Here is a 26,271-nt window from a genome sequence, read left to right as displayed (position 1 = left end):
GATGAATCAAATAACCGCAACGATGGCAGGAAGTGTATGGAAAATTGTCGTCGCCGTCGGTGACCGTGTGGAAGAAGGGCAAGATGTCGTCATTTTGGAATCGATGAAAATGGAGATTCCGATTGCCGCGGAAACGTCTGGCGTCGTGAAGCACATCCACGTGCAGGAAGGAGATTTCGTGAACGAAGGCGACGTGCTTGTCGAGATTGAGTAAAAAGGGGGAGCAGAGCATGAGCCGATGGCCGGCGAAGGTGACGATCAAAGAAGTCGGCCCGCGCGACGGCCTGCAAAACGAAGCAACGCCGATCGCGACCGCCGATAAAATCGCTTGGATCAACCTATTGTCAGAAACGGGACTGTCGTACATTGAGGTGACTTCCTTCGTCCATCCGAAATGGATTCCGCAACTTGCGGACGCCGTTGAAGTGGCAGCGGGCATTCGCCGAAAAGCCGGCGTCACGTATGCGGCGCTCGTCCCCAACGAAAAGGGGCTTGAGCGGGCGCTTGGCGCCGGGGTCGATGAAGTGGGCGTCTTCATGTCAGCGAGCGAAACGCACAACCAAAAAAATATTAACAAAACCATCGCCGCCACATTTCCTGTGCTGGAAGCGGTCGTGAAAACGGCAAAACAAGCAGGAAAAACGGTGCGCGGCTACGTTTCCACCGTCTTTGGCTGCCCGTATGAAGGGCCTGTCGCCGTCGATCAAGTGCTGATGGTGGCGGACCGGTTGTTGGCGATGGGGGTTGACGAACTGTCGCTTGGCGATACGATTGGCGTCGCGACGCCCAAGCAAGTCGAAGAGGTGCTCGCAATCGTGCTCCGCCGTTTTCCGGCTGATCGGATCGCGATGCATTTCCATGACACGAGAGGGACGGCGCTGGCCAATATTTTAGTGTCAATGGAAATGGGGATTACGACGTTTGACAGCTCGCTCGGCGGCCTCGGCGGCTGTCCATACGCTCCCGGAGCGTCGGGAAACGTCGCCACCGATGATTTAGTATATATGCTTCACGGCATGGGGATTGAAACCGGCATCGATGTCGAGCAGCTGACGAAAGCGGCTTTGTTTATCCGCGATAAAATCGGCCGCCCGCTTCCGAGCCGCTATTTGCAAACGGTTTGATCATAAGGGGGGAGAAAACGTGAGCACACTTGTATCGTTTGAAACACAAGAAAACGGCATCGCCATTGTGACATTAAACCGTCCAGAAGCGGCCAATGCGCTTTCAAGAGCGCTTCTTTTCGAGCTTGGAGCGCTCTTTCAGGAGATCAAATTTCGGAAAGACGTGCGCGTTGTCATGTTGACCGGGGCAGGAGACAAGGTGTTTTGCGCCGGCGCTGATTTGAAAGAGCGGGCGGGGATGAATGAAACGGAAGTGCGGCAGGCCGTCGCCTTAATCAGCAAAACGATCAACGAGGTCGAGAAAGTGCCGCAGCCGGTCGTCGCCGTTTTAAACGGCTCGGCGTTTGGCGGTGGGTTGGAGCTTGCCTTGGCTTGCGACATCCGGTTTGCTGCCGACGATATCCAGCTTGGGTTGACGGAAACGTCGCTTGGCATCATTCCGGGAGCGGGGGGGACGCAGCGGCTGCCGCGCCTTGTCGGCATCGGAAAAGCGAAAGAATTGATTTTTGCCGCAAAGCGCATCACCGCCAAAGAGGCCGAGCGAATCGGCCTTGTCGAATACGCGGTGCCGCGCTCCGAGCTGATGGAGCGTGCGCTTCGCCTCGCGCAACAAATCGCTGACAATGCGCCGATAGCCGTCCGCCAGGCGAAACGGGCGATCCAAAGCGTGTTCAACGTTGATTTGGAGACGGGCCTCGCGATTGAGCAGCTCGCTTATGAGGCGACGATCCCAACGAAAGACCGGTTGGAAGGTTTGCAGGCGTTTAAAGAAAAGCGGAAGCCGGTGTACAAAGGGGAGTAAGCCCGCTTGGACAGGGAGGGGGCGGTTTGGAAAGAGGAAGCCGCACGGAGCGCTTGCGCCGCATCGGCCTTTTCACAGCGATCAAACACGGCATCCAACCTTGCTCCGGCCGAACAAGCGGGATTGAACAGCAAGATCCATCAAAACAAGGAGGGGAAACAAAGAGATGAAGGAAACAGCCAATCAACAAGACACGCTCGCAGCGGAGCTGGAGAAAAGAGCGGCGGAAATCAAGAAAGGCGGGGCGCCAAAATATCATGAAAAAAATGCGGCCCAAGGGAAATTGTTTGTCCGCGAGCGGCTGAATTTGCTGCTTGATAACGGTTTGGAAGTGGAAGACGGATTGTTTGCCAACTGTTTGGCGGGCGATTTGCCGGCTGACGGGGTGGTGACCGGCATCGGCAAAATCCATGGCCGCACCGTCTGCGTGATGGCGAACGATTCGACCGTCAAAGCCGGCTCGTGGGGAGCGCGCACCGTCGAAAAAATCATCCGCATTCAAGAGACGGCGGAAAAACTGCGCTGCCCGATCATTTATTTGGTGGACTCAGCCGGCGCCCGCATTACGGACCAAATCGAAATGTTTCCCGGCCGGCGCGGGGCAGGGCGCATTTTTTACAATGAGGTGAAGCTGTCCGGCAAAGTGCCGCAAGTGTGCCTGTTGTTCGGTCCATCAGCAGCCGGCGGCGCTTATATTCCGGCGTTTTGCGATATCGTCATCATGGTCGAAGGCAATGCCTCGATGTACTTAGGCTCGCCGCGCATGGCGGAAATGGTGATTGGGGAAAAAGTGACGCTCGAAGAGATGGGCGGCGCCCGCATGCATTGCACCGTCTCCGGCTGCGGCGACGTGCTCGTGAAAACCGAAGAAGAAGCGATTGCCTATGCACGCCGTTATTTGTCGTATTTTCCGTCCCATTACGGCGAAAAACCGCCGGTGGTCGAGGCGAAGCCGCCGAAATCGTTTGACAAAACGATCGAGGACATTTTGCCAGAAAACCAAAATGCGCCGTTCAACATGTATGATTTGATTGAGCGGATCATTGATGAAGGATCGTTTTGCGAAATCAAAAAACTGTTTGCGCCAGAAATCATTACTGGACTGGCGCATCTTAACGGCCAGCCGATCGGCATCATCGCCAACCAGCCGCGCGTCAAAGGCGGCGTATTGTTCCACGATTCGGCTGATAAAGCGGCGAAATTCATCACGCTTTGCGACGCGTTCCATATCCCGCTTTTGTTTTTGGCCGACGTCCCTGGCTTTATGATCGGCACGAAAGTCGAGCGGGTCGGCATCATCCGCCATGGGGCGAAAATGATCGCGGCCATGTCGGAAGCCACCGTACCGAAGATCTCGGTCATCGTTCGCAAAGCGTACGGCGCCGGATTGTACGCGATGGCCGGGCCGGCGTTTGAACCGGATTGCTGCTTGGCGCTTCCGAACGCGCAAATCGCCGTCATGGGGCCGGAAGCGGCCGTCAACGCCGTCTACGCCAACAAAATTGCCGAGCTGCCGCCAGAAGAGCGTGCGGCATTTGTCGAACAAAAACGCGAGGAATACCGGCGCGACATCGATATCTACCGGCTCGCTTCTGAATTGGTCGTTGATGGCATCGTCGCGCCGAACGACTTGCGCCACGAACTCATCCGGCGGTTTGCCGCGTATATGTCCAAATATATGGTCTTTTCCGATCGGAAACACGGGGTGTATCCGGTTTGAAAAAACTGGATAAACGTCCCCCTTGTCAAACGAAGAAAGATTGTGTATGATAATAATCACCAATCCGTTGCTGCGTTGTGCGTTGTAGAATGAAGTTTCAACCGATGGCAATCAAAAGGGAGTTCTACATTGAAGCGGGAATGTCATGCCTCAATATTCGTGATGGAGGACGGCAGGAACGCTTCTGCGAACACCCACCTGGTGGAGCGTGGTTGAGAAACTGCATTCAGCTAACGGCAACAGCGGCGCGGATTCACGAATGAGGAGTTGGCAAAAGAGTCCAACTGGATGCAAAACATCCGGTTGGACTCTTTTTCGTTGCGTATGTTTTCTCAAAAAGACATGAAACAATATAGTTGATTTTCCCTGTTTTCATGTTATAATCATATTTCGTGCAGGAATAATTCGTATTGAAACTATTCCAACAAGAAAGATGAAGCAAGGAGGGGGATGAATGGAAGGGATCAGCCGGGACATCATGTACGCTGTCTTCCGGACGCAAAAGGCGCTTTATCGCCTCATCCGCGAGGACGCCGCCCGCGTCGGGGTGACAGAGGTGCAGCTGATCGTCTTATATACGCTGCTGAAAAAAGAGCATATTCGCCTGAATGACTTGGCGGAAAAATTAAACTTAAGCAACAGCAACGTCAGCGGCACGGTTGACCGGCTCGTCGGCGCCGGCCTTGTTGTCCGTGAGCCGTCGAAGCAAGATCGGCGCGCGGTCATTTTGAGTTTGACGGAAAAAGGAAAAGAGACGGTGTCGGAAGCGTTTGGCGAGCAGTCGGTGCTGCGCCGGCGGCTTGGCCGCATTCAAGAACTCGTCTCTCCAGAGGAGATTGAACAGTTTTTGCATCTTCATGAAAAAATCAAAGCGATTTTACTCGGGGAGGAATAGACGGTGAACGTGAAACGATTGGTTGCGCTGAACATCATTGTGCTCATTTTGCTTGTCGGTGGAGGCTTTGCCGCTTACTACTATGTGAATGAAGCAACGAACTACATTAAAACGGACAACGCCCGCATCGACGGCCAGGTCATCTCGGTTGCGGCGCCGCTGTCCGGAAAACTGACATCCTGGCGGGGCGACACGGGAAAAACCTTCTCAGCCGGGGAAGAAATCGGTGAGGTGTTTGACGGCAAAACGACGGTGCCGGTGACAGTGCCTCATCGGATGACAATCGTGCAGCAAAACGCGGTCAAAGACTTGTTTGTCGCCGCGGGGACTCCGCTTGCCCGCGGGTTTGATTTGAACGATTTGTGGGTGACGGCGAATATTGAAGAAACGGATATTGAAGACGTGAAAATCGGGCAAGACGTCGATATTTATGTCGATGCGTATCCGGATCGCAAATTCAGCGGCAAAGTCGAAAAGATTGGCAATGCGACAGCGAATACGTTCAGCCTGTTGCCAAGTTCCAATGCGACCGGCAACTACACGAAAGTGACCCAAGTGATTCCCGTTACGATTTCCATTGACAATTACAGCGGAGCTGGACTTGTGCCGGGCATGAACGTCACCGTCCGCATCCATAAGTAGGTGATGGAAGATGACAGCATTTGTCATTGGTTATATTGTGTTTGCCGTTTTGGTCTTGGCGGCGGTCAACATCGCGCTGCGCCGCCGCAAGCCGGCTTCAGCCGCAGGGAAGGCGGCGGATGAAGCGGCGGAAGCCAACGCTCAACCGTTAGCGGAAACGAAAGCAGAGCCGTCGACAGAAACGGATGGGCGTCCGGCCGCTCCAGCCGGGCAAGGCGGCCTCGGGGATATCGGCAGCCGCGGCAAGGTTGTGGCGACGGTCATGCTGGGCGCGTTTGTCGCCATTTTGAATCAAACGTTGATCAACGTCGCCTTGCCGCATATGATGCAAGATTTCAACGTGGAGACGTCGACGATCCAATGGCTCGTGACAGGATATATGCTCGTCAACGGGGTGCTCATCCCGATCAGCCCGTTTTTAATCGCGAAGTTTCCAGCGAAACGGCTGTTTTTATCCGGCATGTCGTTTTTCGCCATCGGCGCGTTTGTCTGCTCGATCGCTCCATCGTTTGCCGTCATGCTCGCAGGGCGGTTGACACAAGCGGTCGGGGCCGGCATTATCATGCAGCTGATGATGGTCATTATGTTGTCGATTTTCCCGCCGGAACGCCGCGGGGTGGCCATGGGGACGGTCGGAATCGCCATGATGTTTGCGCCGGCGGTCGGGCCGACGCTGTCTGGCTGGATCGTTGAACATTATACATGGCGGCTGTTGTTTTACGTCGTTTTGCCGATCGCGATTGTAGACATTGTGCTTGCCTCCGTCTGGCTGAAACATACGCCGCGCAAAGGCAATCCAGTGCTGGACGTGCAAGGGGCGGTCTACTCCACGATCGGGTTTGGCGGCGTTCTGTATGGCTTCAGCGAGGCCGGAAGCAAAGGATGGGGCGAGACGGAAGTCGTTGTGTCGCTTGTCATCGGCGTCTTGTTCCTGATCATGTTCACATGGCGTTCGCTCCGCTCGGAGCATCCGGTGCTCAATTTCCGTGTGTTCCGCTACCCAGTGTTTACGTTGGCGACCGTCATCGGTTCGGTCATTAACATGGCGATGTTTGCCGCCATGGTCTTGCTTCCGGTGTATTTGCAAAACTTGCGCGGCTTTACGCCGCTCGATGCCGGTTTGCTGTTGCTGCCGGGAGCGATTGTGATGGCGATCATGTCGCCGATTTCCGGCTGGGTGTTTGACCGCATCGGCGCGCGGATGCTCGCTATTGTTGGCTTGATCATCACCGCTGTGACGACATGGGAGTTCAGCAAGCTGACACTCGACACCCCGTATAGCCATTTAATTTGGCTTTACATTTTCCGCATGTTCGGCATGTCGATGCTCGGAATGCCGATTATGACGGAAGGGTTGAACGCCTTGCCGCGCCATTTGTACAGCCACGGCACGGCGATGTCGAATACGATTCGTCAAGTGGCGGCTTCGCTCGGGACGGCGTTCTTGGTGACGATCATGTCCAACCGGACGAAATTCCATGTTGAAGCTTATCGCAATGAAATGACGGAAAACAATCCGTTGTTCATGAGCCTTGTCGGCCAACTGAAACAGGCCATCCCAAGCGATGAGGCGATCGCTCAGCTGTTGTATGGACTTGTGCAGCAACGGTCAACGGTCGAGGGGATCAACGACGCCTTTTTCGTCGCCACCGGCTTGACGGTATTGGCGTTAATGATGGCGTTTTTCTTAAAGGGAAAAAAGCATAAATCGCCATCGGCGTAAACAAAGGAATGGATGCGCTGCGCCGGTTCGGCTTGCCCTTGGAAAAAGGCGACCACCAGCTTGGCATTGCTCTTGGCGGCATGTCCCGCGGCGTTTCGCCGCTCGAGATGGCCGAAGCGTACGCTGTATTTGCCAACGATGGCGTCCGCCCGGCCATGAAAAAGCCAAAAACAAAAAAGAGAAAAAGCATGGCAAAGGATATGGCGGCAAACGTGATTAGCGAGATGTTCTTCCTCCCTTTTTGCGCGCATATACATCATAAAGACAAGTGGATGAAAAAAAGGGGGGAGCGCCCATGGCGCATTTCGGCTCGAAAGGATGGCTTGTTGCCGAGTTGAAAAAGGCAGGCATCGCCCGCCATCCGATCGGACGGAAAAAAATTGAGACATACAAAGCAGCTGAGCTGTACGGGTTGTACCGAAAATATGTGCAGAAAACGCGCTGAGCCGGATGAAAAATCCGGCTTCTTTTTTGGGCAACCTAAAGGGGAAAGGAGGGAGGCGCGCCTGATGGTTGACAAGAGTGGGGACGCGCCGGAAGCGATGAAGAAAAAACGGTTTACGGTAGCGGAAGGGGAAACGATCGCCGCCTGTTTAGCGCGAATGAAACAGCAAGGCTACCGCCCTGTCCGCCGCATCGAGCAGCCGATTTTCCGCGAAGTGGAAACGAACGGCGAAACGATGGTTGAGCCGTGCGGGCGCATCATCGAATTTGAGGGTGTGCGCGATGAGCCATAACGGGCGGTTGTTGGCTCCACCTTAGGCTGAAGGCGCGGCCGCAGATTCGACGGGCTCTGGTTGTAGGGGCAAGAGAATCCGCCAAAAAATCGGAAAGGAAGTTCCTTTCCCGATGGCCGTCGCCTATACAAAGCGGGATATTGGCCAGTCAAAAAATCGGAAAGGGAGCTCCTTCCCGGTCTAGCTGTGCGGCCATTCGCGCGTTTTTTTCGCTTCCCGATGGCCGCCGGTCGGGTTGCCGCTTGATGCTTCGTAGCCGACTTGGTACACATAGTGCTTCGGGGCGTGTATGACGTTGTCCATTCGGTATTGGTCCAGATCGTCTTGAAATTGCCGTTTGCTTTCTTGCTAATCCATCGTTGGTACCCCCTTGTGGATATGGACTGCTGCGTTTATAGGGTGCGTCATCAAGGCGTGTTTTACTCAAAAGCCGTGGATCGTCATGCCGCCATCGACGAATAGCGTTTGGCCGGTTATATAGCTTGACGCATCGGAGGCGAGGAACACAGCCGGGCCGACGAGCTCAGGCAGCTCGCCAATCCGCTTGAGCGGCGTGACGGCCAAAATGTCGTTCACATACGCTTCGTCCTCAAGCAGCGTTTTGGTGAGCGGAGTCCGGAAATACCATGGGCCGATCGCGTTGACGCGTATACTGTAGCGCCCCCACTCAAACGCCAGCACTTTCGTCATTTGGATGAGCGCCGCTTTTGTCGCCGCATACACAACCCCGGTGCGCAAGGCGACATGGCCGGCGACGGAAGCGATGTTGATGATGTTTCCGCCTTGCTTTTGTTCTTTCATGACGCGACCGGCTTCTTGTGAGACGAGAAACGCCGACTTTAAGTTGGTGTTCATAATCGTTTCCCACTCATGATCCGTCACATCCAAAGCCGGCGTGCGGATGTTCATGCCAGCGTTGTTGACAACGATATCAAGTGATCCGGCTTGCTGTTTGACATCGGCGACGGCGTCATGCACGGCTTTCCGGTCGGTGACATCAAGCGGATATATGTACGCTTTCCGGCCGAACTGTTCGATATGGCTTGCCGTTTCTTGCAAATCAGCTTCCGTGCGGGCGATGAGCGCCACATCGGCCCCGGCTTCAGCGAACCCGATCGCGATCGCCCGGCCGATGCCGCGTCCGGCTCCCGTCACTAACGCCGTTTTTCCGTCCAAGCGAAACGAAGGCAAAAACATCGAAATCTCCCCTTTCAGAATCGTCGGTACATCCTCATGATAGCATGATCCCCTGTTGCAGCCAATCATTGGCATCGCTGTTTGGCAGGGAGCGGGAATTCCAAGTTGCAGCCGGCGCGCCGTCCCGCTACAATAAAAAAGAGAACACCATCTAGATAAGGGGATGACGCCATGATTCATCACACATGGGCGACCCGGCCGACGATCAAAAAAGTAAAGTGCGTTCACACGAACGCGGAAAAGTACATGGTCAGCAATGTGTTGACGCCGGGCAAAGTATATGAAGTGAAAAGCGAAACGGACGAGTTTTATTTTGTCATCGACAACAGCGGAAAAGTCGGCGGGTTTTACAAAGATTATTTTGAGGAAGTCAAGTGATCGCGCCAATAGCCAAGAAAAAACGGATGTCCGAAACAGGGCATCCGTTTTTTCGATCAGCCGGCGGCGCTTTGTTCCGCCGTCGGCGGCCGCACCCGGCTTGCCGGCAGCGTGATCGTCAACGTCGTCCCTTTTTGTACGGCGCTTTCGATCGTCCACGTTCCTCCCATTTGTTCGATGATTTTGACGGCGACCATCGCACCAAGCCCAGTGCCTTTTTCTTTTGTGCTGAAGTATGGCTCGCCGAAGCGGCGCACTTGTTCTTTCGTCATGCCAACGCCGTTGTCGGAAATGGTGATGACGACTGATGCCCCCCGGTTCTCGGCCGCAACATGGAGCGTGCCGCCGTTCGGCATCGCCTCAATGCTGTTTTTCAACAAGTTGAGAAAACACTGTTGGAAATATTGTACGTTTCCGATGACGACACCATGTTCGAGGGAAGAGGATACATGGATCGAATGCATATGCGCCATTGGCGTAATCATTTGCAGCACTTTCTGAAGCTGGGTGGCGACATCAATCGGCTCGGTCTCTTTTGGCGCCGGTTTGGCAAACGTCAAATAGTCGCGGATGATGGCTTCCGCCCGCTCGAGTTCCTCTAAGGCGATGCGAATGTACCGCTCTTCGGTTTCGCGCGGCAGCCGACCAGTTTGCAGCAGCTGGATGAATCCTTTGACGACGGTGAGCGGGTTGCGGATTTCATGGGAAATGCTGGCTGCCATTTGGCTGACGATCTGCATTTTTTCCATCTTCATCAGCTCCGCTCGAGCGAGCTGTGCCTCATGAAGCGTCTCCATCAAATAGACAGCGAACATCATGACGAATGGCGGCATTATAATGAAATACGCGATATACGGCCTCGTTACCGGAAAATCAGCAATCATCACGGCGACAAATGTCGTGAGCACCGCGAGCAAAAACGTCAGCCAAAGCGACATAACGAGCTTGCTCGGCCGCGGCAGCTTGCGAAACAGCGGCGAGGCGGCCGCCGCTATGGCAAACATGATGGCGTAAACGATCAAGGTGAGCGGTTGAAATCCGTACAAAACGATGCGCGCCAGCATCAAGACAACAAACAGCACCGCCCCGACCGCGCCGCCGCCATACAATGTCCCAAGCAAAAACGGAATTTGCCGGAAATCATGGACGCACAGCGGATCCATGTAAATCGGAAATTTCATGCACAAAACGGCCGCCAACGCCAAACAAATCCCAAGCAACGCCCGGCCATAGAGCGGGCGCTGCCGGATCGCTCGACTATGGTCATAAATAAACGAAAAGGCAAAGATCGTGACTAAAATATAAAATAAGTTGTTCAGGACGTGCTGGTTAATGTATAAACCCGCCATACGAAAAATCTCCTAACTGAATGGACCTTATCACCTTCCATTATAGCGAAAAGAGATTGAAAGAAAAATATGCATTGGCTATGTCCGATCTTTCGGCAGCCAAACCGCCAAGGCGCCAAAGAGCGGCAGCACGCTGCAAAGCCCCATTAATGTGCCGAGCGACGACAAGTCGGCGATTTTGCCGAGCACGACCGCGCCGAGCGCCCCCATGCCAAACGCCAGGCCGACGATGAGTTCGGACGCCATGCCGACATGGTTCGGAAGCAGCCGGCTGCATGACAGATGATGTCATGTTCAAGGCAAAGGCGACCCAGCCGATTTGCGCATACGACAGCTCCATTGTCGAGCGCAAAATCGGAAAGAGCGCCGGGATGACCGCTTGCATCGCATCGTTCAAAAAGTGGCCGAGGCTGATGGCGAACAAAATCGGGTAGACGGTCATTCTTGCGGCGCTCGTTCGCTCTGTATGGGTGTTCATTGTTCTCCCCCGTTCAAAATATATCTAATATTCCTAATTATACTTGATCTTATTGTATTTTCAATCACCGGCCCGGTAATTCAACTTTTCTTTTCCGGATGCCCCGATCGCGAGCTTGACGCTCACGGACAGCGTGTTGTTGCCGAGCGGGATGAGGCCATTGGACTGATGTTGTTTCCAAATATCCGGACGCTGGCGATACAGCTGCTCCGACAGATTCAATAGATCGATCTGCTGCTTCTTGCCAAGTTCATACAAGCGGCGGATCTCCTGCTTCACCGTTTGTTCCGCCAGTTTGGTCAGTTGTTTTCGTGAGAGCGGTTCACGCAGTTCGATGATGGCGCCTTGCGCCTGCACTTGGACAGTAAACGCAGGCTCTCCACTCTTCACTTTGATCGACCATTTCGTTTTCGGGTCCCGGACGACAAGAGAGGCGACCGTTTTCCCTTTTTGTTTGACATAAATCGGGGTGCGGCGAATGTCGTGTTCGAGCCAGCGAAGTCCCTCTAGATCGGAACGGCGGACACATTGCTGCAGGCTGTAATGGTGGACAAAACACACGCCGGAAACAGCGAGCATCGGTTTCGGCTTTTTATTTTCGATCCAGCGCCGGCGGTCGAGCGTTAAATACGGAAGCCTTGCCGTATCGGCTTTTTCATCCATATCGACAATCAGCCGGCTGAGCCGGATCGGGCGGATGAACGAACTTTGTTGAAAGATTTCTTCCGGGTTGGACAACAGCGAATAATAGGAGGAAGCGTTTAACAGCGGCGTCGCTTCAAACAGCTCGGAAAGCGGCTCATCGGTGGCGTACACCCATGCTGTATGGCGAATTTCGTTGTAACGGTTCAGCACGTCGATCACATCGGCCACGATGCCTTTTTGCAAGGCCCGTTTGGTAAAGACAATGCTTTTTACATGGCCCCATGACACCCTTTGTTGAATGGAAGGGTAGATTTTGTCGGTCGCGATATTAAACGTTTCGCCAGCGGCTTTGCAGATGGAAACGGCCGCTTTCTCTTTGCCGCCCCCGGCTTCGACTTTGGCGAGGGCGGTGAAACCAACCAGCTGGACGTAGGCGATCACTTGGCCATCTTTATAATCCACCCCAATGGCATGAATATACACAATATGATCGATGTTGCGCGTATCCCAACAGCCGCTGAGCAAGATGACGGAAGCGATGACGGGAAAGAGCCGCTTCCTCATTTTTGTTCCCTCTCTTTCGCAATGAGATCGTTGGGACGCACAATGCGGTCGCGCGTGCGGAACTGTTTCCATGTGCTCGGGATAAATACTTTCCCGATATCTTTTGAGGGCGGCGCCAGCGGCGTGAGATACGGAACGCCGCAGGTGCGCAAGTTGACCGCATAAGTCAAGATGAAAAACAGCGACAGAATGAAGCCAAACAGGCCAAGAACGGTGGAGGCCGTCAGGACAATAAAGCGCAACAAAGTGACACTGCCGGCCATGTTTTGATTGACGAGCGTGAATGTCGAGATGACAGAAATGGCGGCAATGACGAGTGTGGCCGGGGCGGCGAGCCCGGCGTTGATCGCCGCCTGGCCGATGATTAAGCCGCCGACGACGGACAGCGTCTGCCCGATGGCGATTGGCAGCCGCATCCCGGCTTCCTTAAACACCTCAAACAAAATCATCATCACAAACATCTCCAGCGGCACCGGAAGCGGCACTCCTTGGCGCGACAAAATGAGCGTCGCCAGCAAGGTGAACGGAAGCTGGTCCGGATGGAACGAAGTCAAGGCGACCCAGGCGCCCGGCAAATAAATGGCGACCGAAGTGCTGACGAGCCGGAGCAGGCGCTGAAATACGACAAACAAGAAAAACGTGTTGTTGTCTTCCGACGTGTTCAGCAAAAAGGTTAAATTGCCCGGGCCGATCAAGGCGGTCGGCGCCCCGTCGACCAAGATGATAAAACGGCCGTTGAGGAGCGAATTGACGGCAAAATCGGGCCGCCCGGTATAACCGAACATCGGGAACAAAGAAAACCGGGTGTCGGACAACCACTCTTCAATTTGGTCGGTGCTTGTCACCGAGTCGATGTACAAACTGAGCAGACGGCTTCTCACCTCATCGATGATGGCCGTGTTGGCAATATCATCGACATAGAGGAGCCCCACTTTTGTCTGACTGCGCGTGCCGATGACAAACGGTTCATAGACGAGCCGGTGCGAGCGCAGCCGCTTGCGGATGAGCGCCACGTTTTTGCTGATTTCTTCGATAAATCCATCTTTGGGTCCGCGGATCGATACTTCCGTGTTCGGCTCTTCCGGGTCGCGGTTTGGCGGGCTGGCGAGCGGCATCGTGTACAAGACATCGGCTTCGTGAAAATAAATGAGCAAATCGCCGCTAAACAGCCTGAAGTTGAGATCATCGATCCGCACTTCTTTTCCCATATACTCAAGCGCCGCCGGTTTGCGGGCCTCGATGTCGGCGGCCGAAAAGCATGGATGGTGTTCGCACAGCGCGCGGAACATCGGATAGATGGCTTTTTGCAGCATTTGCGTATCGCACAGTTCCTCGCAATAAATAAACAGCAAGTGCACCACAGCGGCCGAGCCGTCAGGCAAAGAGGATGGAATCGCGGCTTCCGTCATGATGACGTCAGGGCATTTGGCGTACATCGTGCGCAACGCCTCTTCGGAGATGATGACGGTCTCGAGCCCTGTGTAATCGTCTTTCAACCGCTTGCCTTCGGCGGCGCGCATCGGTCGTTTCATCATGTCATCCCTCTTTTCTTTTTGCGATATGCCAACAAAGCGAAACCACTTAACACAACGGACAGCGCAAGACTAAACAGCAGCGATGCCGGCAGCACCCCATGTTTGACAACATGCAAAAACTGTTCATCGCTGACCGGCGCCAGCGCCGCCAATGTGATCGCCAAGTAAAGGACAATGAGCACCCAACGGCGGGTTTGCGGATGGCGGATCGGAAACAATTCCACAATCAGCGCTGTCGATAAGGAGATGCGGATGAAAGCGCCGGACAGCCATTGATAGACCGACATAAAATCGACATGCTCAATGTACGTCCCTAAACTGACCATCCGCCATTGCTCAAACGCCGGATAGCGAAGGCGCGTCGCCTGCTCGGGGCCAAATTCGGTGATGGCGCCAATCGTCGGCCCGATGCTCAGCCCGGCTGTGAAAACAGCGATGGCGGCGAGCGCCTTCCATGAAAATGGGCGGGGCAGGCGATGGGAGAGAAACAAAAGAACGATCACCTCCGCATATCCCGCTCCGGCGTACATCATGCCGTTGAGCACAGGTCCAACACCATGTTCAAGCGCTGGTCTGAGCAGTGAATAATCTTTATGAGGCGTGGTCGAGAGCATAACGAAAAAACCAAACACGATGACGAACGGGCAAATGATCATAGAAGTGTTGGCAATCGAGTCGATGCCTTGGTACGAGTTATAAAAACAAACGGCCACGATGACAAGAATCAGCGCCCATCTCGGCGTCGCCGTCAAATAAGAGGTGGTGGTGAACGTGACCGTATCGTTTAACGTGACAAAACTATGAAGAAGCAAAAAAGCGCTGCTGACACCGGCCACCGCATAAGCAGCCGCGCTCGAAAATCGGCTTTTCAGCCAGTCAAACAGCCGCTCCCCGTTCAGCTGCTTGGCGATGAAATAAAGAAGCGGCAGCCAAACGAGCAAACCTGCCAACGCTCCCAAGGCGGCGATCCACGCATCGCGGTGGGCGGCCTCAAGCATAAAGGGGATGATGATGACATGATTCATCAGCCCGACCGACAGCATGACCATAAATAACAGTTGCAGAGCGCTAAGCGGCTGTCCGTTCATCATGAATCCCTTTCTTTCCATGCAATCTCTAGAACGATAGTGTTTCCAGTCTAGGGGAATTTATCCGCGCAAACGGCAACCCAACAGCGAAACTTCTCAGGCGGCAGGGGGCACAATACAGGGAAGAAAGGGCGAACATCAACGGCATGCAAGGGGGGAGCAGCATGAAATGGCTTCATTTGACGATCGAATTGGTTACCGGCTTTATTCTGTTGTTCGCTGTCGTGAAAATCGCCGGCAAAAAGCTCATCAGCCAACTAAGCCCGTTTACGTTTATCTCGGCCATTGTCCTTGGCGAGCTGCTCGGCAATGCCCTGTATGACGACCATATCCATCTTTGGTATATCATCTCCTCCATCACCCTTTGGGGAGCGATGCTGATGACGGTGGAATATGCGAGCCAAAAATGGCTTTCCTTCCGTTTATGGAGCGAGGGGAAGCCGACGGCTCTCATTCGGAACGGGGTCATTGATTACGAGGCCTTGAAAAAAAGCCGCTTGACGCTCAATCAGCTGCAAAGCTTGCTCCGCAAACATGAAACCTTTTCGATCCGCGAAGTGGCGTTTTGTTTTTTGGAGGCGGACGGGGAAATCAGCGTCCTCAAAAAAGCCCATTATCAAAAAACGACGCGTGAAGATTTCCAGCTGCCGCCCCACCCGGTGTATGTCCCGGTGACGCTGATCCGCGATGGCCAGCTGTTGGCAGACGAATTAGCGGAGCTTGGGAAAACGGAGCAATGGCTGGCCGCCAAACTGCAAAAACAAGGAATTGCCTCGCCAAAAGACGTGTTGATCGCCGAATGGCTCGAAGGAGATGGGCTGTTTGTTCAGACATATCAGCCCGCCGAGCGGCAACGGCCAACGCGGCGGCAAACGGCGCCGGAATGAGATGCAGAAAGAATCCGGGAATGGATTCTTTCTTTATTTTGGAAAAAACTCTTGCCTTTCTTCTGTTTTATGTGTACTATTGGTTATAGTACGGTTGTGACAATGAGAGGAGGAGGGGAGATGTTTGAGCTCGATTTGCGAAGCCGCCAGCCGATTTACGAGCAGCTGATTGACAAAATGAAAGAAATGATCGTTCGCGAACTATGGCAGCCGCACGATCAGCTGCCATCGGTCAGGACGATGGCGAAACAGCTGACGATCAACCCAAATACGATTCAAAAAGCGTACCGCGAACTGGAGCGCGACGGCTGGATTTATTCGATTCCAGGGAAAGGCAGTTTCGTCGCCCCGCGTTCAAAAGAACCAAACATCGAGGCGATCGCCGCGGTCCGTGAGCAGTTTGTCCGCCTTGTCAAGGAAGCGCGGTTTTTAGGGGTGACAAATGAGCAGTTATGGCAATGGATTCGAGAAGGGGAAGAAAGAGGGGAGAATCGTGATTCAACTTGTGGACGTGACGAAAACGTTTGATCGGTTTGCCGCCGTCAAGGGCGCGAACATGATGGTGCCAAAAGGAGCGATTTACGGGCTGCTCGGCCCGAACGGCGCCGGAAAAACGACGCTGCTAAAGATGATGGCCGGCATTCTCCGCCAAGATCGCGGAACGATTGCAGTGGACGGGGAGGATGTGTGGGAAAATGTCCGCATCAAGCAACGCCTTTTGTTTTTGCCGGACTTTGTCTACTTTTTTCCGCACGCGACGATTCGGCAAATGGCGGATTTTTACGAGCAACTGTACCCGTCGTTCAGCCGCGGGCGGTTTATGGAATTGCAGTCCGTCTTTGCGCTTGATCCGAACAAAAAGATTCAGCAGTTTTCCAAAGGCATGCAGCGCCAAGCGGCGTTTTGGCTCGCCTTTTCCGTCCAGCCGGATGTGCTCATTATGGATGAGCCGCTTGATGGGCTCGATGCATTCGTCCGCCGTCATGTGAAGCAGCTGCTCATAGAAGAAGTGGCCGAACGGGAGATGACGGTCGTCATTTCGTCGCACAATTTGCGCGAGCTCGAAGATTTATGCGACATCGTCGGATTGATGGCGCAAGGGACCGTACGGATGGAGCGTGATTTAAACGAGCTGCGCGCCGGGATGCATAAAATTCAAGTCGCGTTTCGCGGCAGATTTCCGAGCGAGTTGGCCGAACGCCTTGACATCGTGCATCGCGAGGAGCGCGGCAGCATCGTTCTTCTTGTCGTCCGCGGCGAGAAACGATCCATCGAAGAGACGGTGAGTTCGTTTGCTCCGCTTATTCTCGACATCTTGCCGCTGTCGTTGGAAGAAATTTTTGTGTATGAAATGGGGGATGTTGTCGATGTCCGCGAAACAGTTGTCGGCTAACCGCGCCATGTGGACGCAAAATGTTCGCCAAATCGGCTGGATTGCCATCATTCATCTGCTGTTATGGCTGGCGGCGATCGTATTGCCGATTGGGCTTTCGTACTCGCAATATGATCCAAAAGTCGGAAATGTGCCGCAATGGAAGAACGTGTACTATATATCCAACGGGTTCGAGACGCTGATTGCTTGGCTTGTCCCGATCTTGGCGGCGGCCGGTGTGCTTCGCTACATGCACGAGAAACGGTCGGCTGATTTCATCCATAGCTTGCCCATTCGCCGCACCGAACTGCTTGTCGGGCAAGTGCTATTTGGCTGGATGCTTTTGATTGTGCCGCTTGCCGTGACCGCGTTGGCCGCCATTGGCTGCCTGTATGGGCTCGATCTCCCGTGGCCGATTGGGGCGGCGGATGTAGGGCGCTGGTTCGGTGAGACGATTGTAGTGGAGACGGTTATTTTTGCCCTCGGCATTATGGTAGGGGTGCTCGTCGGCCAATCGGTCATTCATGTCGTCTTGACCAACATTGCCCTCTTTTTTCCGACGGGCATCATGGTGTTGCTGTTTAGCAACTTGCCGTTATGGTTGTATGGATTTCCGGATGGGTACTATTTATCGGAAAAGCTGATGGATTGGGCGTTGCCGATTCGTTATGCGATGCTGACGGATCAAGCGATGAGTGCGGGAGAAATCGGGATGTTGTTGCTGTTGTCGCTTCTATTTTTCAGTTTGTCCATTTGGCTGTACGAGCAGCGGCCGACGGAAGCGGCCGGGCAGGCGCTCGCCTTTTCAGTGCTTCGCCCGCTGTTTGTGTATGGAGTGGCGTTTTGCATGTGCTTGACCGGCGGGTTCTACTTTGGACAAGTCCAACGGCAGTGGAGATGGATCATCTTTGGGTATGTTGCGTTTTCGCTCATCGGGTATGCCGTTGCGCAAATGGTCGTGACGAGAACATGGCGGGTTTTTCATAAGTGGAAAGGGTATGCCGCCTTTGCCGCTGCGATGTCGGTTTTATTTTTGGCCGTGCGCCTTGACCCAATCGGATATGTGAACGGTGTTCCGAAGGTTGCCGACATTGAGAAAGTCTATTTCGGCCAGTCGATGACGAATTGGCAACATCCCAACATGATGGAAAGCGAGTTTGAAGCGTTTGATCAGTTTTTGCGCACGAAGGACAACATCAAGGCTGTAAGGGCGTTTCACGAGCAGCTCGTGCGCGATCAGCCGCTGCCGTCTCGTTTTGGCAACGTCCAGCCGGTTGTGATCGGCTATGTGCTCAAAGACGGCACGCGCCTCCTCCGCCGCTACGAAGTGCCGATTGAACCGTACATGCCGTATTTTCAGCGCATCATGGGCTCAAAAGAATATAAGCAGCAATATTATTTGTTGCTTCGCCCGAGCTATTCTCCGATCCGCCAAGTGACGATCCGAAATGTCGAAACTGGGCGTTCGGTGGTCGTGCTGGCCGATCCGAAGGAGATCGACTCGTTTCTTAAGGGGTTGAAACAAGACTTATGGCAGAAGCCGGTTGAAAGTTTGTTGGGAGGACGAGTATGGAACGGGGAAATCGAGTTTTTGCAAAGCGACGGCGATTCATTCAGCCTCCCACTCGATGAATACAACCTCCATGTGCGTCAATGGCTGGAAGAGCGGCACATGTGGGAGAAAATCGAAAAATGACAGGCAAACGGGCAGGGGAAGATTCCTGCCCGTTTCATTTTTTGTCAAGAAGCCGTTTTTTTCCGCCGCCAAATCCATACGGTCAACAAATCGATCACCCACAAAAGAAGGAACAGAAATAAGATGAACAGCTCAGGCGTCTCCATGACGCGAAACGGATTGAAGACGTTATGGAGCGATTGGTATAACGTCAGTCCCATCAGCCTGTCCATTCCGACGGCGGTTGTGACCAGAAGCAAGAGAAAGGTGAAAGAGGCAAAAATAATTTTCAACGTAAGACACCTGCCGCTTTTTGAGGTTAGTGTTTGCCAATAAGAAGGAAACGATACGCTGTCGTATACACTTTTGGCCGCTTGTCTATAATGGATGATGGAATGATGTGGAGTGAGGAGGAGAGGGGCATGCTGTTTCAATGGGGGATGCGCCGGCAGCAAGGACGGATGGACGACAGCGTGCAACAGGAAGGGCCGGACCATAGCGGCGAGGCGTCGGATGTCCCGCAAGAGCCGCTTTCTGCTGAACTGGCCGTCAATATTGACATCATTCACCAAAAGACTGGAGAGAGCAACGATGTTGTCATCCGCCGTTTTGCGTTGGGCCAGGAATGGCAAATCAAGGCGGCTATCATTTTTGTCGACGGGCTTGTTGATGAGAAAAACGTGTACGAGTTTGTGCTGACGCCGCTGCTTCAAGCGTCGTTTCCGCTGGCGCTTGAGGAAAAAGAGCGGTTTCAATGGATCGAGAAAAAGCTCGCCGCGGTCGGCGGTGTGAAACATATTTCTGACTGGAGGAAGCTCTTTTTTGAGCTGTTTTCCGGAGCGACGGTCATGCTCATCGACGGGGTGCCGTTTGCCATCAGCGCGAGTACGAAAGGCGGGGAATATCGTTCGATCGAAGAGCCGCAAACGCAAATCGCCGTCCGCGGTCCGCGCGAGGGATTTACAGAGTCGTTGCGTACGAACACAGCGATGATCCGCCGTCGCATTAGAAATCCGAATCTTTGGCTCGAGACGATGCAAATCGGCACGGTGACGCAAACTGATGTCGCCATTATGTACATCAAAGGCATCGCCAATGACGAGATTGTCAAGGAAGTGAGGGCGCGCCTGCGCCGAATTCAAATCGACAGCGTGCTTGAATCGGGCTATATTGAACAATTAATTGAAGATCAAACATTCACAACGTTTCCGACGACATATCATACCGAACGCCCTGATATCGTCGCCGCCAACTTGCTTGAAGGGCGAGTGGCAGTGTTCGTGGAAGGGACGCCGTTTGTGTTATTGGCTCCCGCTGTGTTTATTCAATTTTTCCAGGCGGTGGAAGACTACTATGCCCGCTTTGATATCGCCACCGCTCTCCGCTTTTTGCGTGTATTGATTTTCTTTATTTCACTTGTGGCCCCAGCGATTTATATCGCGGCGACGACATTCCATCAGGAAATGATCCCGACCCAGCTCGTCATCGCCATCGCCGCTCAGCGCGAGGCGGTGCCGTTTCCGGGATTCGTCGAAGCGCTCGTCATGGAAGTGACGTTTGAAATTTTGCGCGAAGCCGGCGTCCGCCTGCCGCGCGCCGTCGGCCAGGCGGTGTCGATCGTCGGCGCTTTGGTCATCGGCCAGGCGGCGGTCGAAGCCGGGTTCGTCTCCTCGGCGATGGTCATCGTCGTTTCCATTACCGCCATCGCCAGCTTTGCGACGCCGTCTTTTGCCATCGCCATCTCAGCGCGGCTCATCCGATTTGGGTTGATGTTTTTAGCGGCAATGTTCGGGTTTTACGGCATTATGATGGGGATTTTGGTGATGATCATTCATTTATGCAGCTTGCGTTCGTTCGGCGTGCCATACATGTCGCCGCTCGCCCCGTTTACCCCATCGAACATGGGCGATACGTTGTTCCGCGCCCCAACGTGGATGTTCCGCGAGCGGCCGCGCCTCATCAACCAGAAAAACATCGTCCGACAGTCGGGCGAGCAAAAGCCGGAGCCGCCGGCGCCATCGCGTCAAGAAAAGGGGGGCGGATCATGAGGCGAGCCATCACTGTCATTGTTTCCCTTGCCATCTGCGCAGGACTGTTGTCCGGCTGCTGGAGCCAAAAAGAATTGACTGATTTGGCGTTTATCGTTGCTATTGGCTTGGATAAAACGGAAGATGGAAAATACTTAGTTACATTTCAAGTGGTCAACCCAGGCAACGTCGCCGGCGCGACGCAGCGCGGCGGCGGGGCGGCGGGCGTGCCGGTGTCTATTTATACATCAACAGGGGATACGTTGGTTGAAGCGAGTCGAAAAGCATCAGAAAAACTGTCACGTCTCCCTTATTACGCCCATACGAATTTGATTGTTGTCGGTGAAGAAGTGGCACGTGAAGGGCTGAGTGGGGTGCTTGATGCCATGGAACGAGGCAACCAGCTCAGGACGACAGCGCACTTGGTCATCGCCCGCACCTATTTGGCGAAAGACGTGTTGACGGTGTTGACGCCGATCGATAAAATTTCCGCCAATCAAATTATTAAAACGATTGAATTTTCTAGCAAAAATTGGGGAGAAACGGTTCATGTTGATATTTGGGGAGCGATTCATTGCTTGGCGACTGCAGGCCGCAATTTGGTGATCACAGGGGTGACAGTCGAAGGAGATCTGAAGCGTGGAAAACGGCAAGAAAACGTTCAGTCGTCCGTGCCGGATGCCCGCATTAAATTGGAAGGACTCGCATTATTTAAAAACGACCGTCTCGTTGATTGGGTGGATGGACCGTCATCAAGGGGTGTGCTTTGGCTGCTTGATTGTATTCGACAAACTAATCTGACCGTTTCATGGAAAGGAAAGAAAGAAGCAATCAATTACCAGGTTGTGCGAGCAAAAACGGATGTCAAGGCGAAGGTAAAAGACGGTCGGCCGGTGATTTTCGTTCATATTCAAGCTGAAGGGGACGTGATTGAAACTCGCGTACCCATTGATTTAAGTGATGCTAACATGCTGTTCCAGCTGGAGAAAGAAATCAAGAAAAATCTAAAACAAGAAGTGGAAGAAGCGATCGAAACAGCCCAACGCGACAAAACGGATGTTTTCGGATTTGGCGAGGCTGTTCATCGCACTGACCCACATCTATGGAAAAAAATTGAAAATGAGTGGCATGATCATTATTTTCCTGAGCTTGACGTCATTGTAACCACTGATATGTATATTCGCCGCACAGGATTGCGCAATAAACCGTATGCGCCGAGAGGATAAATCGTTGTCATGGGAAAGAGGGGGGCGCAAAAGATAAAGGCGGTGAAATTCAGTTGGAACGCATTAAAATCGATGCACGCCAAATGTTCGTTTTAATCGTATTGTTTGAGCACGGCAGCGCCATCGTTATTCCGCTTGGAACAAGCGCTAAACAAGACGTCTGGATCGCCATTTTGCTTGGGCTGGTGCTCGGGTTGCTTTTATTTGCTGTGTATGGGCGTTTGTTCCGCTACTACCCTGACCAGCCGCTGATCGTCTATATGCAGCACATCGTCGGGGCGCCGCTCGGCAAATTGTTAGGGATCATATATGTGACGTATTTTCTTTACATTGCCGCCCGCGTGCTGCGCGATTTTGGCGAGCTGTTGTTGACATTTGCCTACCCGGAAACGCCGCTGTTTGTGTTAAACGCCCTTATGGCGTTGGTTGTCATGTACGGCGCCTATAAAGGTTTGGAAGTGTTGGCGCGCACCGGCGAGCTGTTTTTGACGCTGCTTTATGTGTTGGCGCTGTCGGGGTTTGTGCTCGTGCTTGTTTCCGGGATCGTCGATATGTCTCAGCTGCAACCGGTATTGGAAGAAGGATGGAACCGAGTGTGGAAAACAGTGTCCACGGAAACGTTGTATGTGCCGTTTGGTGAGATGATCGTGTTTACGATGTTGTTTCCATATATGAACAACCCCGCGAAAGTAAGCCGGGTGGCCATCGCTGGCATGGTGCTCACTGGGGTGAACTTGGCGATCATTGCGGCGATCAATATGGCCGTTCTCGGACCGGATGCGGCGTCGCGTTCAGCGTTTCCGCTGCTTGATACGATCCGCCGTATTCAAGTCGCTCATTTCCTGGAGCGGCTTGACGTCTTGTTCATGATCGCGCTCATTATAGGCGGTTTTTTTAAAATCTCCATCTTTTTTTATGCTGGGGTCGTCGGGGCGGCCCACCTGTTTGGCATCTCGAGATACCAGCGGATTGTTTACCCGCTCGGGCTGCTTGTGCTGCTTTTGTCTGTCGCCATCGCCAGCAACTATGCAGAGCACATTTACGAGGGGTTGAAGATCGTCACCTTTTACTTGCACATCCCGCTGCAAATCATCATTCCGGTGCTCTTGCTTGTGATTGCGGCGATTCACCGGCGGTTTGGATCATCGGCAAAATAAGAAAAATGGACTAGAAGATTTATGCGGCAGCAAGCAGGAAAAACCGCAAAAAAACACGAATACAACAATAACCTGTTCCTACGAGGAACAATGGGGCGAAAAGTGGTGCTGAACATGCAACCCGAAAGCGGGGTGGAAACAACCCGGCGCCGATGCGCGTTTTTGTTTCGGGAAGCCGGTGTCAGCTGAAGGCTATTGATTTTGATTATAACGAAAAAGGGTTGAACGATGGTGAAGGCGAATGTACAGGCGATCGATCAGCTAGACGCGGAACAGTTGGGCAGCGGCATGGTGATGACCGACCGTCAACTTTCGATTGTTGCGGTCAGCGAGCCGACGCCAAGATGGCTCGGATTTGCCAAAAACGAATTAGTCGGGCGGCCGGTCGGCGTTCTGTTTTCAGCCGAATGGTCGGCCGCGTTGTTGGACGGCATCGCCGAGGCGGTAAAAAAGGACGGATGTTGGCAAGGAGAAGCGCGCCATGTGGCGAAAAGCGGGAAAATCTATACGAGCTGGATGAACGTCTATCGGTTGTCAGGCAGCGAGGGAGAATGGCTCGTTTGGCATTTTGTTGAACAAACCGCTATGCCTCCGGCTGATCGACCGACGCCGTCTGAGTTGCTCGGGGTCATTTACGATTCCGCCCCGTTTGCGGTTGTTCCGGTGGCGGCGGACGGAACCGTGCAAGATTGGGGGCTTAGTGCAGAGCGGCTGTTTGGGCGCCGAAAAGAAGAGGCGGTCGGCCGCCCGATATGGTCGCTCTTTCGTTGCGGCAGCCAAACATGGCTTCCGTTTCCTCCCAAAGAGCAGCGATGCGGCGAAGGGATGGTGCAGCGCCGGGACGGCACGTCCGCCAATGTCGCCTATACGGTCATTCCCGTGCTTCAGGCGGACGGATATATCGTCCTTGTCGAAGACGAGACGAAGCAAAAGCAAAAAGAGGCTGAGCGGCGGCGCCAAGTCGAGCTGGCCAAAAAAATTCAGCAAAATTTGCTGACGCCGCTCATTCAAAACGAGGCGGTGACGATGGATGCCGTCTATATTCCATCCGATGATTTGTCAGGCGATATTTACGCTTGCTATCAAATCGACCTGTACCGCTACGGGGTGATCGTCATCGACGTGATGGGCCACGGCATTTCGTCGGCCTTGGTGAGCATGTTGCTCCGCTCGCTTTTGCGCGGGTTGATCGTGCGCGTCATTGACCCGGTCTCGGTGGCGAGCGAGCTGGAAAAGCATGTGCAAACGTTGTTTCCTGATGAGGCCAACGACATCCGCCACCTGTTTTCCATGATTTATTTAGTGATTGACACGAAAGAGCGAAAAATTGAATATACCAACGCCGGCCATCCGGCTGGGCTGCTCGTGTTTGACGATGGAAGCGTCCATGAGTTGGACAAAGGCGGTTTGGCGATCGGCAGCCCGTTTTCCTTGCCGTTTGAAAAAGGGGTGATTCATTACGACAAGCGGGCCCGCCTCCTTTTGTATACAGACGGCATTTTAGAGGAGATCGATCCGTCGATTTTGCAAAGCATTGAAAAAATTCGCTCATGTACGCAAATGTGCCGCCATTTGCCGGATAAACGCTTCCTCGAACGTTTAATCAGCCAAGGTCCGCCGCTCGTCAGCCCTTCCGACGACATTTGCTTATTGTCCATCACGGTTCATGGATAGGCGGGACGCTTTGTGGTGTGTGAATGGATCGTGCGCTGCCGGGCGGACGAGGAAGCGGTTTTGGTTTGCCATCTCCTTGCGGAGCAGGCTGCTTCGTTGTTTGCTGTCCGTGATGCGGAATTGTTTGTGTTGGCGGTGCATGAAGCGGTCGTCAATGCCGTTAAAGCTGTTCAACGGGCGGGGATGGAGGCGGGGACGATTTCGCTCTCCTTTTTTGTCACAAGCGCTGATGTGGCCGTGGCGGTTGAGGATGAGGGCGGCGGCGTTCCGGCGGACGTGATCGAGCAGCTCGATCAAATGACGCTCTCTGATGTATTGCTCGCCGAATCGGGACGAGGGCTCTTGCTCATCCGTGAAATTATGGATGACGTCACGTGGGTTGAGCGGAAGGGCGGCCGTCGGATGCTTGTCATGAAAATGAGTCGGAATGCAACATAACTGGCTTTGGTGCAATGATGCACCCATGTGATCGGAACGAATGCGGGTGGTGGCCGAGGGCAGGGCATGGCTGGTCAACGATAGGGGGATACAATGAAACAGCATCGGTTGTCGTTTGAATTGGAAATGGTTGTAGAACGCGCATACGAATGCATCAAGCTAACTGGACGGCTCGCCTATGATACGCAGCTCGCGGCGGAACAAAAGCTGGCGACGGCGGTGGCTGCTGTCAAGCGCTGCCTTGTCGTTGTCGACGTGAGCGGCCTTCGATTTTTGGACAGTACTGGATTAGCGCTCCTTGTCCGCTTTTTTAAGCAAATCGTCAGCGAAAGCCGCGCCATGGCCATCGTCGTCCGGGATAACGCCGCTATAGAAAAGATTTTGCTGATGGCCAAGCTCGACCGGCTGTTGCCGATCGTTGGCGATGAACAACAGCTGTTGTCCCTTGCACCGCCAAGCTCTTTCGACCATATTAGCCAGGAGGCGCTTTATTCGGCATGGCGTCAGCGTTCGTCATAGACATGGCTCTCATGCCGAATCAACTGGAAGATTTCACATTTCGCTGGCCCAAAAGCGTGTCGTCTATTTTTCCGACTGCTGAAGGCAAGCCACAGGCTTGCCTTCGTCGCGCCAAGGTGTGACGGAAGACGGAATAACCCCCTGCTTCACAGACCCATGCATGGGTCTGGAAGCGGTGTTGTTCAGTCACCCGCCAGTCGGGCATCTCGATCGAAACGACTGAACAGACCGGTTGTTCCCCTATTGCCGCCGATGGCCCCCGAGCGATGACACATTCGTTCGGGGGTTTTGTTCCTCTTGGCCGGGAGCATCTCCGCTTCTGCAAATGCATTCTCATTGTCAAATAAATATTTCGGGTTTAGAATAAAATTATACACAACGATGAACGGCGGCTGGGCCCCGCGATCGGAATGGAGAGG

At 53.7% G+C, this 26,271-nt stretch carries 28 protein-coding genes, 1 other RNA gene and 1 pseudogene; 21 read left to right on the top strand and 9 right to left on the bottom strand.

All coding sequences use genetic code 11. The features are described from left to right. The first annotated feature begins 1 nt into the window (after position 1). The 10 genes from GC56T3_RS10035 (at position 2) to GC56T3_RS09995 (ending at position 7,643) form a co-directional block, all read left to right on the top strand. The gene (locus tag GC56T3_RS10035; RefSeq protein ID WP_011231095.1) at positions 2-214 is read left to right on the top strand and encodes an acetyl-CoA carboxylase biotin carboxyl carrier protein subunit; all 213 of its coding nucleotides are present in this window, start codon (positions 2-4) and stop codon (positions 212-214) included. Positions 215-230: 16 nt separating this feature from the next. Next, positions 231-1,124: a hydroxymethylglutaryl-CoA lyase gene (locus GC56T3_RS10030; protein ID WP_013145415.1), complete on the top strand. Its 894-nt coding sequence runs from the start codon at positions 231-233 to the stop codon at positions 1,122-1,124. Between the two features lie 19 nt (positions 1,125-1,143). Continuing rightward, entirely contained in the window at positions 1,144-1,926 is a 783-nt protein-coding gene (locus GC56T3_RS10025) for an enoyl-CoA hydratase (RefSeq protein ID WP_013145414.1), read from the top strand. A 166-nt stretch (positions 1,927-2,092) separates the two neighbouring features. Further along, on the top strand, positions 2,093-3,646 hold the full coding sequence (locus GC56T3_RS10020; protein ID WP_013145413.1) for an acyl-CoA carboxylase subunit beta: 1,554 nt from the start codon (positions 2,093-2,095) through the stop codon (positions 3,644-3,646). A 64-nt stretch (positions 3,647-3,710) separates the two neighbouring features. Then, positions 3,711-3,899: non-coding RNA, 6S RNA (gene ssrS, locus GC56T3_RS18660), on the top strand. 201 nt (positions 3,900-4,100) lie between these two features. Beyond that, complete coding sequence (locus GC56T3_RS10015; RefSeq protein WP_011231100.1) at positions 4,101-4,541, top strand: MarR family winged helix-turn-helix transcriptional regulator; 441 nt, start codon at positions 4,101-4,103, stop codon at positions 4,539-4,541. 3 nt (positions 4,542-4,544) lie between these two features. Beyond that, positions 4,545-5,183: an HlyD family secretion protein gene (locus GC56T3_RS10010; RefSeq protein WP_013145412.1), complete on the top strand. Its 639-nt coding sequence runs from the start codon at positions 4,545-4,547 to the stop codon at positions 5,181-5,183. 10 nt (positions 5,184-5,193) lie between these two features. Further along, on the top strand, positions 5,194-6,906 hold the full coding sequence (locus tag GC56T3_RS10005; protein WP_013145411.1) for a DHA2 family efflux MFS transporter permease subunit: 1,713 nt from the start codon (positions 5,194-5,196) through the stop codon (positions 6,904-6,906). A gap of 295 nt (positions 6,907-7,201) precedes the next feature. Further along, a complete protein-coding gene (locus GC56T3_RS18655; protein WP_013145410.1) occupies positions 7,202-7,351 on the top strand; it encodes a DUF2639 domain-containing protein in 150 nt (49 codons plus the stop codon). Positions 7,352-7,415: 64 nt separating this feature from the next. Then, the gene (locus tag GC56T3_RS09995; RefSeq protein WP_013145409.1) at positions 7,416-7,643 is read left to right on the top strand and encodes an NETI motif-containing protein; all 228 of its coding nucleotides are present in this window, start codon (positions 7,416-7,418) and stop codon (positions 7,641-7,643) included. A gap of 180 nt (positions 7,644-7,823) precedes the next feature. On the opposite strand, the gene GC56T3_RS20170 is transcribed toward GC56T3_RS09995, so the two are convergent. Further along, the gene (locus tag GC56T3_RS20170; protein ID WP_255347816.1) at positions 7,824-7,946 is read right to left on the bottom strand and encodes a hypothetical protein; all 123 of its coding nucleotides are present in this window, start codon (positions 7,944-7,946) and stop codon (positions 7,824-7,826) included. A gap of 120 nt (positions 7,947-8,066) precedes the next feature. Further along, complete coding sequence (locus tag GC56T3_RS09990; protein WP_013145408.1) at positions 8,067-8,840, bottom strand: SDR family NAD(P)-dependent oxidoreductase; 774 nt, start codon at positions 8,838-8,840, stop codon at positions 8,067-8,069. Between the two features lie 171 nt (positions 8,841-9,011). On the opposite strand from GC56T3_RS09990, the gene GC56T3_RS09985 reads away from it, so the two are divergent. Beyond that, a complete protein-coding gene (locus GC56T3_RS09985; RefSeq protein ID WP_011231108.1) occupies positions 9,012-9,218 on the top strand; it encodes a DUF6501 family protein in 207 nt (68 codons plus the stop codon). A 56-nt stretch (positions 9,219-9,274) separates the two neighbouring features. Here the strand turns inward: GC56T3_RS09985 and GC56T3_RS09980 are convergent, their stop codons facing one another. The 6 genes and pseudogenes from GC56T3_RS09980 to GC56T3_RS09965 form a co-directional block, all read right to left on the bottom strand. Beyond that, positions 9,275-10,567 (bottom strand): HAMP domain-containing sensor histidine kinase, encoded by a 1,293-nt coding sequence (locus GC56T3_RS09980; RefSeq protein ID WP_013145407.1) that lies wholly within the window; start codon positions 10,565-10,567, stop codon positions 9,275-9,277. 78 nt (positions 10,568-10,645) lie between these two features. Then, positions 10,646-10,813 carry a fosmidomycin resistance protein gene (locus GC56T3_RS20320; RefSeq protein WP_083777783.1) on the bottom strand — a complete coding sequence of 56 codons (168 nt, stop codon included), beginning with the start codon at positions 10,811-10,813 and terminating at the stop codon, positions 10,646-10,648. A gap of 22 nt (positions 10,814-10,835) precedes the next feature. Then, positions 10,836-11,045, bottom strand: a pseudogene (locus tag GC56T3_RS20315) (hypothetical protein); the annotation flags it as partial. Positions 11,046-11,105: 60 nt separating this feature from the next. Then, positions 11,106-12,254 (bottom strand): Ger(x)C family spore germination protein, encoded by a 1,149-nt coding sequence (locus tag GC56T3_RS09975; RefSeq protein ID WP_013145405.1) that lies wholly within the window; start codon positions 12,252-12,254, stop codon positions 11,106-11,108. Next, on the bottom strand, positions 12,251-13,786 hold the full coding sequence (locus GC56T3_RS09970; protein WP_013145404.1) for a spore germination protein: 1,536 nt from the start codon (positions 13,784-13,786) through the stop codon (positions 12,251-12,253). The genes GC56T3_RS09975 and GC56T3_RS09970 overlap by 4 nt, the downstream gene beginning before the upstream one ends. Further along, on the bottom strand, positions 13,786-14,877 hold the full coding sequence (locus GC56T3_RS09965) for an endospore germination permease (protein WP_013145403.1): 1,092 nt from the start codon (positions 14,875-14,877) through the stop codon (positions 13,786-13,788). The genes GC56T3_RS09970 and GC56T3_RS09965 overlap by 1 nt, the downstream gene beginning before the upstream one ends. Positions 14,878-15,041: 164 nt before the next feature. Here GC56T3_RS09965 and GC56T3_RS09960 point away from each other — a divergent pair, with 164 nt between their 5' ends. The 4 genes from GC56T3_RS09960 (at position 15,042) to GC56T3_RS09945 (ending at position 18,832) form a co-directional block, all read left to right on the top strand. Further along, positions 15,042-15,764: a DUF421 domain-containing protein gene (locus GC56T3_RS09960; protein WP_013145402.1), complete on the top strand. Its 723-nt coding sequence runs from the start codon at positions 15,042-15,044 to the stop codon at positions 15,762-15,764. A 120-nt stretch (positions 15,765-15,884) separates the two neighbouring features. Further along, entirely contained in the window at positions 15,885-16,292 is a 408-nt protein-coding gene (locus GC56T3_RS09955) for a GntR family transcriptional regulator (RefSeq protein WP_013145401.1), read from the top strand. Next, entirely contained in the window at positions 16,258-17,157 is a 900-nt protein-coding gene (locus GC56T3_RS09950) for an ABC transporter ATP-binding protein (protein WP_013145400.1), read from the top strand. The genes GC56T3_RS09955 and GC56T3_RS09950 overlap by 35 nt, the downstream gene beginning before the upstream one ends. Next, complete coding sequence (locus GC56T3_RS09945) at positions 17,132-18,832, top strand: ABC transporter permease (RefSeq protein WP_013145399.1); 1,701 nt, start codon at positions 17,132-17,134, stop codon at positions 18,830-18,832. Before GC56T3_RS09950 ends, GC56T3_RS09945 begins: the two co-directional genes overlap by 26 nt. 44 nt (positions 18,833-18,876) lie before the next feature. Here GC56T3_RS09945 and GC56T3_RS19650 read toward each other — a convergent pair whose 3' ends face one another. Next, positions 18,877-19,104: a hypothetical protein gene (locus tag GC56T3_RS19650; RefSeq protein ID WP_041468418.1), complete on the bottom strand. Its 228-nt coding sequence runs from the start codon at positions 19,102-19,104 to the stop codon at positions 18,877-18,879. Positions 19,105-19,233: 129 nt separating this feature from the next. Between GC56T3_RS19650 and GC56T3_RS09935 the strand changes: the two genes are divergently transcribed. The 6 genes from GC56T3_RS09935 to GC56T3_RS09910 all read left to right on the top strand — a co-directional run bounded on the left by GC56T3_RS09935 (position 19,234) and on the right by GC56T3_RS09910 (position 25,852). Next, the gene (locus tag GC56T3_RS09935; protein ID WP_013145397.1) at positions 19,234-20,859 is read left to right on the top strand and encodes a spore germination protein; all 1,626 of its coding nucleotides are present in this window, start codon (positions 19,234-19,236) and stop codon (positions 20,857-20,859) included. Continuing rightward, positions 20,856-22,064, top strand: coding sequence for a Ger(x)C family spore germination protein (locus GC56T3_RS09930; protein WP_013145396.1), 1,209 nt, complete (start codon positions 20,856-20,858; stop codon positions 22,062-22,064). The genes GC56T3_RS09935 and GC56T3_RS09930 overlap by 4 nt, the downstream gene beginning before the upstream one ends. Before the next feature lie 53 nt (positions 22,065-22,117). Continuing rightward, positions 22,118-23,221 (top strand): GerAB/ArcD/ProY family transporter, encoded by a 1,104-nt coding sequence (locus GC56T3_RS09925; protein WP_013145395.1) that lies wholly within the window; start codon positions 22,118-22,120, stop codon positions 23,219-23,221. Between the two features lie 228 nt (positions 23,222-23,449). Continuing rightward, the gene (locus GC56T3_RS09920; protein ID WP_013145394.1) at positions 23,450-24,895 is read left to right on the top strand and encodes a SpoIIE family protein phosphatase; all 1,446 of its coding nucleotides are present in this window, start codon (positions 23,450-23,452) and stop codon (positions 24,893-24,895) included. Positions 24,896-24,907: 12 nt separating this feature from the next. Continuing rightward, positions 24,908-25,333 (top strand): ATP-binding protein, encoded by a 426-nt coding sequence (locus GC56T3_RS09915; RefSeq protein WP_013145393.1) that lies wholly within the window; start codon positions 24,908-24,910, stop codon positions 25,331-25,333. Positions 25,334-25,426: 93 nt separating this feature from the next. Next, positions 25,427-25,852, top strand: coding sequence for an STAS domain-containing protein (locus GC56T3_RS09910; RefSeq protein ID WP_013145392.1), 426 nt, complete (start codon positions 25,427-25,429; stop codon positions 25,850-25,852). Positions 25,853-26,271: the final 419 nt, after the last annotated feature.

Origin of the sequence: Geobacillus sp. C56-T3 (genome assembly GCF_000092445.1) — a bacterium.
GTDB classification, from domain to species: domain Bacteria; phylum Bacillota; class Bacilli; order Bacillales; family Anoxybacillaceae; genus Geobacillus; species Geobacillus thermoleovorans.
The sequence above is the reverse complement of the archived record's forward strand: the minus strand, read 5'-3'. Positions and strand labels throughout refer to the sequence as shown.